We start from the raw sequence: 14297 nt of genomic DNA, 5'->3' as shown, positions 1-14297 counted from the left end.
ATTTATGTAAATTTGTTTTTGTAGAAAAGAGAGTGTGATGAGTTTATGAAAAAATATAAAACATTGCTATTTGATGTAGATGATACATTATTAGATTTCCAAAAGGCTGAAAAAATGGCTTTACGGGTGCTTTTTGAAGAGAAGGGAATCTCTTTAACAGACGAGATAGAGGCTCGTTATAAAAAAATAAATAAGGGTCTTTGGGATGCTTTTGAAAAAGGTGAACTATCACGCAATGAAGTTATAAATACACGATTCTCTCTGTTGTTTCAAGAGTATGGAGAAGAAGTAGACGGAATATTATTCGAAAATAATTACCGTAACTACTTAGAAGAAGGAAATCAACTCATGCAAGGTGCGTTTGAATTTATAAATCAAATTCAAGGGGAGTATGAGTTGTATATAGTGACAAATGGTGTTTCTAAGACGCAAGATAAACGTTTGCGTAATGCAGGGTTACATTCATTGTTTAAAGATGTTTTTGTTTCAGAAGATACAGGTTTTCAAAAGCCGATGAAAGAGTATTTTGATTATGTTTTTGAACGGATTCCTAACTTTGCACCTGAAGAAGGGCTGATTATTGGTGATTCATTAAGCGCTGATATTAAAGGTGGATATGTAGCGGGAATTGATACTTGTTGGTTTAATCCAGAAAGGAAATTAAATGATAGTGGGATTATACCGACATATGAAGTGCATAATTTTGAGGAGTTAGAAGCGTTATTAAAGCAGCATGTGTAATAAAAAAATAGGCAGTGGAGCTTTCGTCCCCACTGCCTATTTTTATTAATTTTTATTTTCGTTATGTTTTGGGAGTGGAAAGGCATTCCCGATAGCAGCTGCACCAAGCATGGGCAATAGTAAATTAAGCGGGAAAAACATAAGTAATAGTAATGTTATAGCTATTGGCTTTCGTAACGCATAGCTTGAAATTGCTGTCGTTACGATAGCAACGGATGCTACTGGATCTATAGGAAGAATAGATGCTACAGCGTATCCGATACTTGACCCAGAAAATATAATTGGGAAGATATGTCCACCCCGCCACCCTGTGTTCAAACAAACGGCAGTAATACACAACTTTAAAATCCCTGAAAGAAGTAGTATCCAAAAAGATAAATGGCTCCATTCAACAACTAACTCTTTTAATTGATGTTCCCCTGAAAATAATGTGTACGGAAGAAAAGTTCCTGCAATTCCTAATAAAATGCCACCGATAATTCCGAGTGTCAGCTTGTATTCCCTAAAAGGGTGAATTAACTTCTCTAATGTGAATTCTAACTTGAAATAAAAGAAACCAACTATAGCACCGATACTAGCAAGTGGAAGAAATGCGATCCATTCATTGAAAGAAAGTGCACCTTCCTCGAAATCAACAATAAAGGATCCACGATTATCGAGTTTACTCAGTAGTAAATAAACAGAAAAACCTGCGAAAGTAGTAGCTAAGTATACAATTGCCTTTTTTCCTTTAGAAAAAGCAGCAATTTGTTCCCCCTCATTTTCATTCGGTGCTAAATAACCGAATAATGGTGCGTTAAAAATGACACTTAAAGTAGCGCCAATTCCAATCTCGGTTAGCTCATTCATACCCTTTAAGGCAAATTTAAAGCGATCCCCTACCCATGTGCACAGTCCGCCTATAATTCCAACTAGTGCGGCTTCTGGACCAAGACTAGCTCCGAAAATTAAAACAATAATCGCTGTTAAAGTAGCCTGATGGACAAAGCGATATTCGATTCGACCAGTTTTTTTATATTCAGTCATCACTTCAGGCATAAGGCGTGGATATATACCGAAATATTTTTGTGATAGACCAACGAGGACCCCGCCAATTATTGTTACGCAAAGGGTGTAATAAGAGGGATAAGAGAGAACTTCAGGCAAGTATCCCCAAATAAAGTGGATTCCAATATTTATTGTGACTAAAAATAACCAGACTGTAGCTCCTACTATAGATCCTAGAAGAATGCCATATAGAGCAAGTATGTACTGCATATCTTTTTTATTTGTCATGTTATACCTCCGTTATGTAAATCTCAGTAGGGAAAAAGTGAAATATACTAGTGGAAAATGGATTGAATATATATAGTATCTTTTTGAGAGGACCGCCTATTCAACATATAGGCTGAATTTTAGAGAATTTGAATTTATAGGTTAAATTACTTATTTAATTTTATAGACTGATTTGAGTTTTTTAAAGGTCTTTTTTGAAATAGACTAGAATATATTTCTTTTGTTGCTTTATATGAAACTGTTAACATTTATTTTAGAACATTCAGAAAAACTGTTTGACATTAGGAAATTATTGCTATAAAATCAACGGTAATTGCATAGTCTTATCAAGAAAAGGTGGAGGGACAGGCCCGATGAAACCTTGGCAACAGCCGTATAACGGAATTGTGCCAAATCCTGCAGGTAGTAATCCTGAGAGATAAGAAAGAGCCTTTAGAGCGTGTTTTCAAACTGCTCCTTTCTTGTTTTCAGGAAAGGGGCAGTTTTTTATTTTGTATAAAAGAAAGGAGAATGAGAGATGGGAGAATCATGGGGAAAAGGAACGATTTGTGTGCAAGGTGGCTATACGCCAAAGAATGGTGAACCACGTGTTTTACCACTTTATCAAAGCACAACTTATAAATACGATACTTCGGATGATTTAGCAGCTCTATTTAACTTAGAGGCAGAAGGATATATTTATACGCGTATTGGAAACCCTACTCTAGCCGCATTTGAGCAGAAGTTATCAGATTTAGAAGGCGGTGTAGGAGCTGTTGCAACGGCTTCTGGGCAAGCAGCTATTATGCTCGCAGTTTTAAATATTTGTAGTAGTGGGGATCATTTACTTTGCTCTTCAACTGTTTACGGGGGAACGTTTAATTTATTTGGGGTGAGTTTACGTAAGCTTGGCATTGATGTTACGTTCTTTAATCCAAATTTAACGGCAGATGAAATTACGGCACTTGCTAACGATAAGACGAAACTTATCTATGCAGAATCATTAGGAAATCCAGCGATGAATGTTTTAAATTTCAAAGAATTTTCAGCTGCCGCTAAAGAATTAGAGGTACCTTTTATCGTTGATAATACATTAGCAACTCCTTATTTATGCCAAGCGTTTGAATATGGGGCAAATATTATTGTTCATTCTACGACTAAATATATCGATGGGCATGCGAGCTCTTTAGGCGGTATTGTAATTGACGGTGGAAACTTTGATTGGACAAATGGAAAATATCCTGAGCTTGTTGAACCAGATCCAAGTTATCACGGTGTAAGTTACGTTCAAAACTTTGGTGCAGCAGCATATATTGTGAAGGCACGTGTTCAACTATTAAGAGATTATGGAAATTGTATGAGCCCATTCAATGCATATATTAGCAATATTGGCTTAGAGACTTTGCATTTACGAATGGAGCGTCATAGCGAAAATGCTCTGGCAGTTGCTAAGTGGCTTGCTAATCATGAACGTATTGAATGGGTGAATTATCCGGGATTAGATAGTAATGAAAATTACTCGTTAGCACAAAAGTATTTGAAAAAAGGTGCTAGTGGGGTTTTAACATTTGGTATTAAAGGGGGATTAGAAGCAGCAAAAGAATTTATCGCAAATGTAAAACTAGCAACTCTTGTAACGCACGTAGCTGATGCACGAACTTGCGTTATACATCCCGCTAGTACGACGCATAGACAATTAAATGCTGAAGATCAGCGTTTAGCTGGTGTTACATCTGATTTAATTCGTTTATCGGTTGGTATAGAAGATGTTTCTGATATTATTGCAGATTTGGAAGCAGCTCTAGTTGGAGGCAAAACACATGCCGATCATAATTGATAAAGATTTACCGGCTCGCAAAGTGTTGCAAAAAGAAAATATTTTTGTAATGACGAAGGAGCGAGCAGAAACACAAGATATACGCGCTTTGAAAATTGCTATATTAAATTTAATGCCAACGAAGCAAGACACAGAAGCACAATTACTTCGCTTAATTGGAAACACACCGTTGCAATTAGATGTTCATTTACTTCATATGGAATCACATCTGTCTCGTAATGTAGCGCAGGACCATTTAACGAGCTTTTATAAAACGTTTCGTGATATTGAAAATGAAAAATTTGATGGGCTCATTATTACAGGAGCACCAGTTGAAACTCTTTCTTTTGAAGAAGTAGATTATTGGGAAGAGCTTAAACGTATTATGGAGTATTCAAAAACGAATGTAACATCTACGCTCCATATTTGCTGGGGGGCACAGGCTGGTTTGTACTATCATTATGGTGTTCCAAAGTATCCCCTTAAGGAAAAAATGTTCGGTGTATTTGAACATGAGGTTTGCGAGCAACATGTGAAATTGTTACAAGGATTTGATGAATTGTTTTTTGCTCCGCATTCTCGTCATACAGAAGTACGAGAGAATGATATTAGAGAAGTGAAAGAATTAACATTGTTAGCAAACTCTGAAGAAGCAGGTGTTCACCTTGTTATTGGGCCAGAAGGAAGGCAAGTTTTTGCCCTTGGACATAGCGAATATAGTTGTGAGACGTTAAAACAAGAATACGAACGAGATCGTGACAAGGGATTAAATATTGATGTGCCAAAAAACTATTTTAAACATAATAATCCAGATGAAAAGCCGCTTGTTAGGTGGAGGAGTCATGGTAATTTATTGTTTTCTAATTGGTTGAATTATTACGTGTATCAAGAAACCCCTTATATATTGTAAAGAAAGATTGTGTAACACGTGGCAACGTTTTCCTTGTAAAGATTAACTTATATTTTTCCGAATGTTCAAAATACATTGTTTTTCAGATTTTTTACTCATATAATTTCATCTAAACACAATTTTTGAGGGGTGGACAGTACTATGAAAGAAATTCAAGTTGGGTTATTAGGTCTTGGGACAGTTGGTAGTGGTGTGGTTCGTATTATTACAGATCATCAAGAACGACTCATACACCAAGTAGGTTGTCCAGTTAAGGTAACGAAAGTATTAGTGCAAAACATTGAGAAAGAGAGAGAGGTAGAGGTACCTTCTACTCTATTAACACAAGATGCAAATGAAATTTTAGATAATCCAAATATTGATGTTGTCATCGAAGTGATGGGTGGCATTGATGATGCAAAATCATATATTTTACAAGCTTTAAAAAGCGGAAAGCATGTTGTAACTGCAAATAAAGACTTAATGGCATTACATGGAGCTGAATTATTAGCGACAGCAAAAGATAATAAGGCTGATTTATTCTATGAGGCGAGTGTGGCAGGGGGAATTCCAATTTTACGCAGTATCGTAGAAGGACTTTCTTCAGATCTTATTACGAAAGTAATGGGAATTGTAAATGGAACGACAAATTTTATTTTGACGAAAATGTCAGATGAAGGGAGAGCATATAACGACGTGTTAAAAGAAGCCCAACAACTTGGATTTGCAGAAGCAGATCCAACATCAGACGTAGAAGGTTTAGATGCAGCAAGAAAAATGACGATTTTAGCTACTCTCGGTTTCTCTACAAATGTAGAGCTTGGAGATGTGAAAGTAAAAGGGATTACCTCTATTACAGAGGAAGATATTGAATACAGTAAGAGCTTAGGTTATACAATTAAATTAATCGGTCTTGCAAAACGAGATGGTGAAAAATTGGAGGTTACAGTTGAACCAACTTTACTTCCAAATACACATCCTCTTGCGGCAGTACAAAATGAATATAACGCTGTGTATGTGTACGGTGAAGCAGTTGGAGAAACGATGTTTTATGGACCAGGCGCAGGAAGTTTACCGACAGCGACAGCTGTTGTTTCGGATTTAGTTGCTGTAATGCAAAATATTAGATTAGGGGTAACAGGAAATAGTGCTGTAGTCCCACAATATCAAAAAGTATTAAAAGAGCCAGACGAAATTGTCGTGAAAAAGTTTTTAAGACTGCATGTAAAAGACGAAATTGGTGTATTTGCAAAAATTACTTCATTGTTCTCTGAGCGTGGCGTTAGCTTTGAAAAGATTATTCAAATGCCGCTTGAAGAGAAAGGAAAGGCTGAAATTGTAATTGTAACGCATCGTGCGTCTCTTGCTGATTATGATTATATTCTACATACGTTGCAAGGGTATGAAGAAATCGATTGTTTGAAAGCGAACTATCGAATTGAAGGGGATGCTAAGTAGTATCTCTTACCATAAAACAGAAAGAGCCTATTAAGCAGCTTGCTTAATAGGCTCTTTTCTATTTAAAATCTGCGTACCAACTTGAATAAATGCTTGGATAATCCAGCCTGTTGTAAAGGATAAGATGATTGTTCCAAAATAGATAGGTCCATCTAATAAAAAGCTTAACGTTAAAAATAAAAAGGCTAATGAAATCTCTGTTCTTCTAAACGTCCATTTTTTCTTTTCAGCAACCGTTAAAACGAAAGCTTCTTGAGGCGCCGCGCAAAGGTTTGTAGAGACGTAAAGACCAATTCCAGCTCCAACGAATAGATTTCCGCAAATAAGTGTTATATATTTTGGAAGAGAGCGGATAGCGTCCATAATAGTTGTAATGGAACCAATCCAATCAACAAAAAGAGAAATAAGAACCATCGTTACAATTGTACCGATTGTAATTTGTTTTTTATTCCAAAAGAGTACGATAAGTGTAAAGGCAAAGTTAATCATGAAAATCCAAAAACCAATGCTTATCCCAAAATTTTGATATAGTGCAATAAAGAAGGAATCATAAGGACTAAGTCCAAAGGAAGTAATTGTTGTCATCATATTAATACCGATGGCAAGAATGAGTAAACCGCCAATGAAAAATATATATTCTAATTTGAATCGAAGCATAGTTGTATATCCTTTCTACATGTATTTGCTAGGAAAGGATATATTGTGGAAAGCTTACCAGGTCAAGGGAGAATTTTTGTGAGAAGGGGAAAATGAGATGACAAATATAAGAAAGATTGCTGAACTTGCTGGAGTATCTGTTTCAACTGTTTCACGTGTACTAAATAATCATCCGTACGTAAATGAACAGAAACGAAAAGAAATTTTAGCAATTATAGAAGAATTAAATTACACGCAAAACGTGAATGCAATTCATTTAGTGAAAGGAAAAACGAATGTAATTGGCGTTTTATTGCCACACGTAAATGATCAATATTATAGTGCTATTATCGAGGGGATATCAAAAGAAACAGCAAAGAATAATTATAATATGATGCTTTGCCAGACAAATTATAGCGAAGAAAGAGAACTAGAAATTTTAAATATGTTAAAAATGAAAAAGCTTGATGGGGTTATTATTTGTTCTCGGACAAATAGTAAGGAGAAGCTTGAAGAATATACGAAATTCGGCCCGATTGTTATGTGTGAAGAAATAGATTCGAAGTATATTTCAAGTGTCCATATCGATTACTACAAAGTATTTTCACGTGGGATGAAAAGTTTAATAGATGCCGGTCATACACGTATTGGATATTGTATTGGAAGAAGTAATAGCGTTAATAGCCAAAGACGAAAGAAGGCGTACGAAGATTCGCTTCAACAGAGTATCGTAACATCGTTAGAGACCTGGAAATTTGAGGGATGTTTTACAGTGGAAGATGGACGCAATGTAATTAGAGAATGGGCTCATATGTCAGTAAAACCGACGGCGTTCCTTGTATCTTGTAACCATATTGCAGCGGGGATGGTTACAGAAGCAAAAAAACAAGGATTTCGTATTCCAGAGGATATTACGATTATCGGGTGTGATGATCAAGAGGTGGCAGATATATTGGGTATAACGACGATTTCGCATTCTAGTAAAAACGTTGGAGTGAAAGCGTTTGAATTATTATATGAAAAGATTAATGAAGAGAAATTAGATGTGAAGCATATAGAGTTATTACCAGAGTTAGTAGATAGAGAAACGACATAATTGAGAAGGTGTGAAAATCGCTTTTCAAAATTTCGTTTGGTATAATTATGGACAATCTATGAGGGCTAAAAGGGGTTTTGATATGAGATCAAAAGTAGTAAAAGTAATTCTACTCATTACAATTGCATCTTTCTGTTTATTTGCATATGGCTTTGTTTCAGGTGTAAATGATGTATTAAATCCGAAAGCTTCAAATTTAATTAAAAAGACCGATGTAGTGGCAAAAGAGAAAAAGAAAACGGGAACGTTACAAATCGTTAGTTTAGGTGATTCATTAACGCGTGGCGTTGGTGATAAAGAAGGAATTGGCTATGTTGGGCGAATGAAAGAGGATTTACAAAAAGATTATAAGCAAAAAATTGCATTAACAAATTTAGCAGTTAGTGGTGCAAAAATGCCCGATTTATTAAAACAAATTGAAAGTAGTGGCGCTCAATATTCAATTAAGCAAGCAGATGTAATCGTGTTAACGATCGGCGGGAATGATTTGTTCCCAGGCTGGGAATCGCTCGGGAAAATAGATTTAGAGACGTATCGTCCTGATACAGAAACGTTTCAAAATGAAGCAAAGAAAATTATAGAAGAAATTCGTAAATTAAATGCAAATAGTCCGATTTTTTGGCTTGGTTTATACAATCCTTTTGAAGATGTAGAAGATTTAAAAGGGTCTTCAAACATTGTTGTGGACTGGAATGCATCTTTAGAGAAGTTAGCGCTAAACGATAAAAATGTGTATATTACACCGACATTTGATTTATTCCAAAACCGCGGGAAAGATTTATTATACTCTGATCATTTTCATCCGAATGAAGTAGGTTATACGTATATGGCAGAACGTTTAGTTCAAAATGTTGTAAGTAAATTAAAACTAGAACAAGGAGGGATAAAATGACGACGATACTTTCCGTACGAGACTTGAAGAAGGTAATTGGAAAGAAGACTCTTGTAGAGAATATTTCCTTTGATGTAAAGCAAGGAGAAGTATTCGGGTTCCTAGGACCAAACGGTGCTGGAAAGACGACTACCATTCGAATGTTAGTCGGATTGATTAAGGCGACAGAAGGTAAGATTTCTATCGGTGGTTATTCGATTGAGGAAAATTTCAGAGAAGCGATGCGTCAAATTGGGAGTATCGTTGAAAACCCAGAGTTGTATACATATTTAACAGGATGGGAAAATTTAAAGCAATTTGCTCGTATGTTAGGTGATATATCAGATGAACGTATTATTGAAATTGCTGAAATGGTTCATTTAGATGAAAGAATTCATGACAAGGTAAAAACGTACTCACTTGGTATGAAACAACGCCTTGGAATTGCACAGGCGCTCCTTGGGAATCCTAAATTGCTTATATTAGATGAGCCAACGAATGGTTTAGATCCAGCAGGGATTAGAGAACTTAGGGAATTTATACATAAGCTTGTGAAAGAAGAAAATATGAGCGTGTTTATTTCAAGTCACTTGCTAAGTGAAGTGCAAATGATATGCGATCGCGTTGCTATTATTCATAAAGGAAAGATGATAACAGTTGCCAAGGTTGAAGAATTAATTAAAACAGCAAGTGATCGTGTAGAATGGATTGTTACACCAATTTCTAAGGCGAAAGATATGCTAGAAGCGGCCGAGGAAATAAGAGAAGTGAGTGTAAAAGGCGAGCGATTACTATGCCGCATGGATATTGCATCTATAAGTAGTTGGAATAAAAAATTTGTAGAAAATGAAATAGATGTACATAGCGTTAAGGAGCTTGTATTTACGCTAGAAGATTTATTTATTGAACTCACAAGGGGTGAGCAGCATGCGTGAATTTGCGAATCTAGTTTTAAATGAATCAGAAAAGATTTACCGTAAGAAACGTATTTTTGTTGTCATGCTTATTTTAGCAATCTTGATCCCGCTTTTTGTGTACGCGCAGTATCGTGAAATAGAAACGACACAAAAAAGACTCGGTACAACTGATTGGAAGGTTTCATTGCAACAGCAAATTGTTGATTCTCAGAACCGATTGAACAATTCTAGGTTGCCAGAAGAATGGCGTGATTGGTTAAAGGTAAGAGTTGAGCAACAACAATATTATTTAGATCATAATATTAACCCGATGGCACCGGGTGCACCGACTTTTGTCAGAGCATTTATTGAACAAGGAATTACATTGTTTATTCCGCTTCTCGTAATGATTGTCGCTATTGATATCGTTTCAGGAGAACGAAGTGATGGGACAATGAAGATGTTACTTACGCGGCCGATTCGGCGCTGGAAAATACTCCTTAGTAAATACGTGACGATGTTATTTTTCATTTCGCTCATACTGTTTCTTGTAGGTTTGTTTGCTTACATATTATCAGGGCTTGTATTCGGATACTCGGGATGGAATTTACCTGTTTTAACAGGATTCGTCATTGATAAGGAAACGTTAAATACGAACTTTGTGCATCTGATTCCGCAGTGGCAATACATCTTAATGGCGTATGGACTAGCCTGGTTTGTTGCTATCGTTGTCGGAACTATATCATTTATGGTCTCTGTTTTAATTCGTAATACACCAGCTGGTATGGGCGTTATGCTAGCTGCATTAATTGCAGGCGGTATCTTAAGCTCGTTCGCAACATCTTGGGAAGGTGCGAAATATATTTTTAGCGTGAATTTATCATTAACGGATTATTTATCAGGAAAATTACCTGCATTACAAGGCTTATCAATGGGATTTTCTTTGATGAATTTAACTGTTTGGGCAGTTGTTTCCCTTATTATTTCGTTCTTAGTATTTACAAAACAGGATATGTTGAATTAATTAGACAGGAAGTGACAGTATGGAAAATGTTTTAAAGAATGATTGGGGACCATTATTGGCACCAGAATTTGAGAAAGAGTATTATCGTACCCTATCCAGTTTTTTGACAGAAGAGTACAGCACGCATGTTGTTTATCCGAAGGTAGAAGATATTTTTAACGCTCTTCAGTATACAAGTTATGAAAATACAAAGGTTGTTATTTTAGGACAAGATCCATATCATGGACCGAATCAAGCGCATGGTTTAAGTTTTTCTGTACAACCTGATGTTAAAACACCACCATCATTGTTAAATATGTATAAAGAACTTCGAGATGAATATGGTTATGAAATCCCGAATAACGGTTATTTAGTAAAATGGGCGGAACAAGGAGTATTACTACTAAATACCGTATTAACAGTTCGTCAAGGCGAAGCAAATTCTCATAAGGGAAAAGGATGGGAGCACTTCACAGATCGTGTGATTGAACTGTTGAACGAACGTGCAAAGCCAGTTGTTTTCATATTGTGGGGGCGCCATGCGCAGGCGAAGAAGAAGTTAATTACGAATCCGAATCATCATATTATCGAATCTGTACATCCAAGCCCATTATCGGCAAGACGTGGTTTCTTTGGTAGTAAGCCATACTCTAAAGTAAATACGATTTTAGCTAATATGGGAGAAAGAGAAATTGATTGGGAAATTCCAAATTTATAAATAGAAAAGGTAGTTAACAGTCGTTAACTACCTTTTTATTATTGTTGTTCGTTCTTTAATTTTGCATCTAGTACAAAAGTACCAAATGGGATAACTGATGAAACAAATGCTCCAAGTGCCCATAAAATTGATTTACGGTGTACGATTGTTACTTGAATTACTGCAAAGATGAATAGAATAAACAGAACACCATGAGCCATGCCTGTAATTTTAACAGCTGTTGCAAATCCTGCGAAATATTTCAATGGCATTGCTACAAATAATAGTAATAGGAAAGAAATACCCTCAACTAGTCCAATTGCTCTTAATCGTCCGATTGGTGTAGATAACATAAAGTAGCCTCCTTTAACGTATGCTTGTATATAGTAAATTTGTATTCTTTTTCAAAATAAAATAGTCTATTTTGTTTCATTATATACAAAAAGAAAGTTTACACTACGAGAATAGTGCAAAGTTCAAAATATAGTCACAAAAGCATGAGAATTTAAATAAAAACCTATTTGAAGTATTTGACTTCAAATAGGTTTTGTGAATGAAAATATTAAACAAGTACATCCGTTTTTAAAACGAATTTCTCTACAACTTTTGCGACACCATCATTCATATTTGTATCTGTTACGTAGTTTGCAATTTCTTTAATATCATCAGGTGCATTGCCCATTGCAACACCAAGACCAGCAAATTCAATCATTGCTTGGTCGTTATAGCTATCGCCCATTGCGATAACTTCTTCACGCTTAATGCCAAGCTTTTGAATCAGTTTGTTTAAGCTCGTTCCTTTTGTAACACCGGCTTCAGTAAATTCTAAGAAGAATGGTTTCGAACGCATCACGCTTAATTGGCCTTCTAGTTGTTGTTGAAGTTTCTTTTCAACTTCAACAAGGCGTTCAGCTTCTTTATTCATTAATACTTTTACTACAGGCTCTTTAACTGCGGCTTTAAAGTCATCTACTACAACAATTGGCATACCAGTAATATCGCCCTCAATTTCAGTATAAGGATTATTTTCTTCCGTTACGATATCATCGCCCATATAAGTATGAATCCATACATCTTCAGTTTTACTAATTTCAAATAGGTTGTGAACGATTTCAGGAGATAGTGTACTACTAAAGATTTCTTCGTTTGTTTTACAGTTAATAATTTTTGCGCCATTAAAAGATAGAATGAAACTGCCGTATTCTTCTAAGCGAAGTTCTTTGGCTACATTGCGCATACCAAACGTTGGACGTCCAGAAGCAAGTACAACCTTTACCCCTTGCTCTTGTGCAGTCATTAACGCTTCTTTCGTACGAGGTGAAATAGTATGGTCATCACGTAATAAAGTATCATCTAAATCTAAAACAATCATTTTATAAGTCATATAGAAAATTCCTTTCTTTAATTGAAATCAAAATACATGTTCATGAAGATGTTGAGGAATAATAGTAAGACATCAAACCTCTTTGAAAAGAAGTAGATAAATCATTATGAGTGTGTTGCTCATAATATCGGTTAATAATCATTGGGGATGGATAAAGCCCCAATGATTCAAGTTTGATTTTATCGTAACAACTCTAAAGGTAGAGTGCAATAATGGAAGTTTTCCAATTTACGATATTTGTTTTGCTGTGGAACGAGAAAATAGTATTTCTAGCAAAATGGCCATTACAGATCCAAGAACGAGACCGTTACTTAAAAACGATGCTAGAAATGGTGGAAGTGTGGAATATGCTCCTGCTGGAACAAACATAACTCCGACTCCTGTGAAGATTGAAAGACCGGCTACTTTAAATAATTGTTCCTTATCCTGGACAGTTTCGTATTCTCGAAAGGCGAGGCCAATCATGCTTGCGAATACAGGATAAATAGCGGCATAACCAACTGCAACAGGGATTGCTGCAAAGAATGAAGTAATCTTTGGGAATATACTAACGACAATAATAAAGCTTGACCCTAATATAAAAGGGAGACGTTTATAAATATTAGTCGTTGCAATAAAACCTGCTGATCCAGAAATAGCGACAGGTCCAATAGCTGAAAACAGGCCGCCTAGCAATTGGTTGATTCCTGTTATAATGCCGGCTTGTTTAAAACGATCTGATGCAGCATTTTCTTCATATTTAGAGACAACCTTTTGTACAACGCGAATACTTGCTAACATATTTGTTAGAAGTAAGAGTGTAACAAATATGACCGTAATTACCATGTTCCATTCAACACGAGGCATGCCGAAAACAAATAAGGACGGAAAACGGATTATGTCTGTCACTGGTGTTATTGGATTAGATAATCCGAAGCATGCGAATAATATCCAGCCGCATATGATACTGAAAAGAACGGAATATTGTCCAATAATAGGTAGCTTCATGATGAAAAAGGATAGTAAAATAACAATGAGTGAAAGAATAAATACGTTAGGTTGTACTTCTGTATGTTTTCCATCAAGGCCAAACATTCCCTTTAAGAAGGAGCCACTGAGTTGCGCGACAAGAAGAAATAAATACGTTCCAATGACTGTCGGTGTAAAATAGCGAACGAGTTTATCAATAAGTCCAAAAACGCTAAGAATAATACAAATAATACCGCTTAATAAGAAAGCATATTGAAGAACTTTAAGTGTCTCATTGCTTGATCCAAATAATACGACGCCTAAACTTGCGTAAAGGGAGAAAATTCCCCACCAAAGGCCAGCAGGACCTTCTTGAATAGGAAGTTTATGCCCAAATATAGCTTGCAAGAGACCAGCAAAGCCTAGAACAAATAATGTTCTTTGTACGAATGCAATGGCTTCAGCGCCATCAAGACCATAACTAGTTGCGACACTAATTGGTACAATAAGGCTTCCAGCTAAAATAAATAGTGCCCATTGTAAGGCGGAAAGAAATGTCTTCATTATATCAACCTCTTTCATAGATTCCGTATCTAGTATATACGTAT

14 protein-coding genes and 1 riboswitch are annotated in these 14297 nt (G+C 35.9%); of the genes, 9 read left to right on the top strand and 5 right to left on the bottom strand.

Annotation, left to right across the window (positions count from 1 at the left end; genetic code table 11):
• Positions 1–45 precede the first annotated feature (45 nt).
• Positions 46–741: a YjjG family noncanonical pyrimidine nucleotidase gene (locus BM089_RS24340; protein ID WP_090978327.1), complete on the top strand. Its 696-nt coding sequence runs from the start codon at positions 46–48 to the stop codon at positions 739–741.
• A 45-nt stretch (positions 742–786) separates the two neighbouring features.
• Here BM089_RS24340 and BM089_RS24335 read toward each other — a convergent pair whose 3' ends face one another.
• Positions 787–2016 (bottom strand): chloride channel protein, encoded by a 1230-nt coding sequence (locus tag BM089_RS24335; RefSeq protein ID WP_090978325.1) that lies wholly within the window; start codon positions 2014–2016, stop codon positions 787–789.
• Between the two features lie 320 nt (positions 2017–2336).
• Positions 2337–2441, top strand: a riboswitch (SAM riboswitch).
• Between the two features lie 92 nt (positions 2442–2533).
• On the opposite strand from BM089_RS24335, the gene BM089_RS24330 reads away from it, so the two are divergent.
• The 3 genes from BM089_RS24330 (at position 2534) to BM089_RS24320 (ending at position 6158) form a co-directional block, all read left to right on the top strand.
• A complete protein-coding gene (locus tag BM089_RS24330; RefSeq protein WP_000504786.1) occupies positions 2534–3832 on the top strand; it encodes a bifunctional O-acetylhomoserine aminocarboxypropyltransferase/cysteine synthase in 1299 nt (432 codons plus the stop codon).
• On the top strand, positions 3816–4721 hold the full coding sequence (gene metA / locus BM089_RS24325) for a homoserine O-acetyltransferase MetA (protein WP_001121531.1): 906 nt from the start codon (positions 3816–3818) through the stop codon (positions 4719–4721). Before BM089_RS24330 ends, metA begins: the two co-directional genes overlap by 17 nt.
• A 141-nt stretch (positions 4722–4862) precedes the next feature.
• Positions 4863–6158 (top strand): homoserine dehydrogenase, encoded by a 1296-nt coding sequence (locus tag BM089_RS24320; protein ID WP_000659109.1) that lies wholly within the window; start codon positions 4863–4865, stop codon positions 6156–6158.
• Between the two features lie 30 nt (positions 6159–6188).
• Here BM089_RS24320 and BM089_RS24315 read toward each other — a convergent pair whose 3' ends face one another.
• Positions 6189–6815 carry a YczE/YyaS/YitT family protein gene (locus BM089_RS24315; protein ID WP_000943411.1) on the bottom strand — a complete coding sequence of 209 codons (627 nt, stop codon included), beginning with the start codon at positions 6813–6815 and terminating at the stop codon, positions 6189–6191.
• 97 nt (positions 6816–6912) lie between these two features.
• Between BM089_RS24315 and BM089_RS24310 the strand changes: the two genes are divergently transcribed.
• From BM089_RS24310 to BM089_RS24290, 5 genes are read left to right on the top strand one after another with little or no spacing between them, the layout of a single operon-like run.
• Positions 6913–7890 carry a LacI family DNA-binding transcriptional regulator gene (locus BM089_RS24310; RefSeq protein ID WP_053563286.1) on the top strand — a complete coding sequence of 326 codons (978 nt, stop codon included), beginning with the start codon at positions 6913–6915 and terminating at the stop codon, positions 7888–7890.
• A 10-nt stretch (positions 7891–7900) separates the two neighbouring features.
• Entirely contained in the window at positions 7901–8782 is an 882-nt protein-coding gene (locus BM089_RS24305; protein WP_139213329.1) for an SGNH/GDSL hydrolase family protein, read from the top strand.
• On the top strand, positions 8779–9696 hold the full coding sequence (locus tag BM089_RS24300) for an ABC transporter ATP-binding protein (RefSeq protein ID WP_090978321.1): 918 nt from the start codon (positions 8779–8781) through the stop codon (positions 9694–9696). Before BM089_RS24305 ends, BM089_RS24300 begins: the two co-directional genes overlap by 4 nt.
• Positions 9689–10681 (top strand): ABC transporter permease subunit, encoded by a 993-nt coding sequence (locus BM089_RS24295; RefSeq protein ID WP_090978319.1) that lies wholly within the window; start codon positions 9689–9691, stop codon positions 10679–10681. Before BM089_RS24300 ends, BM089_RS24295 begins: the two co-directional genes overlap by 8 nt.
• A 19-nt stretch (positions 10682–10700) precedes the next feature.
• Complete coding sequence (locus BM089_RS24290; protein WP_000432541.1) at positions 10701–11378, top strand: uracil-DNA glycosylase; 678 nt, start codon at positions 10701–10703, stop codon at positions 11376–11378.
• Between the two features lie 38 nt (positions 11379–11416).
• Here the strand turns inward: BM089_RS24290 and BM089_RS24285 are convergent, their stop codons facing one another.
• The 3 genes from BM089_RS24285 to BM089_RS24275 form a co-directional block, all read right to left on the bottom strand.
• Positions 11417–11710, bottom strand: a complete 294-nt coding sequence (locus BM089_RS24285) for a DUF3817 domain-containing protein (RefSeq protein ID WP_000953396.1) — start codon at positions 11708–11710, stop codon at positions 11417–11419.
• A 209-nt stretch (positions 11711–11919) separates the two neighbouring features.
• On the bottom strand, positions 11920–12741 hold the full coding sequence (locus BM089_RS24280; RefSeq protein WP_000221387.1) for a Cof-type HAD-IIB family hydrolase: 822 nt from the start codon (positions 12739–12741) through the stop codon (positions 11920–11922).
• A 228-nt stretch (positions 12742–12969) separates the two neighbouring features.
• Positions 12970–14253 carry a purine/pyrimidine permease gene (locus BM089_RS24275; RefSeq protein ID WP_000847031.1) on the bottom strand — a complete coding sequence of 428 codons (1284 nt, stop codon included), beginning with the start codon at positions 14251–14253 and terminating at the stop codon, positions 12970–12972.
• Positions 14254–14297: the final 44 nt, after the last annotated feature.

Origin of the sequence: Bacillus sp. 5mfcol3.1 (assembly GCF_900114335.1) — a bacterium.
Taxonomy (GTDB): domain Bacteria; phylum Bacillota; class Bacilli; order Bacillales; family Bacillaceae_G; genus Bacillus_A; species Bacillus_A thuringiensis_S.
This window is presented reverse-complemented; position numbering and strand designations above follow the sequence as displayed.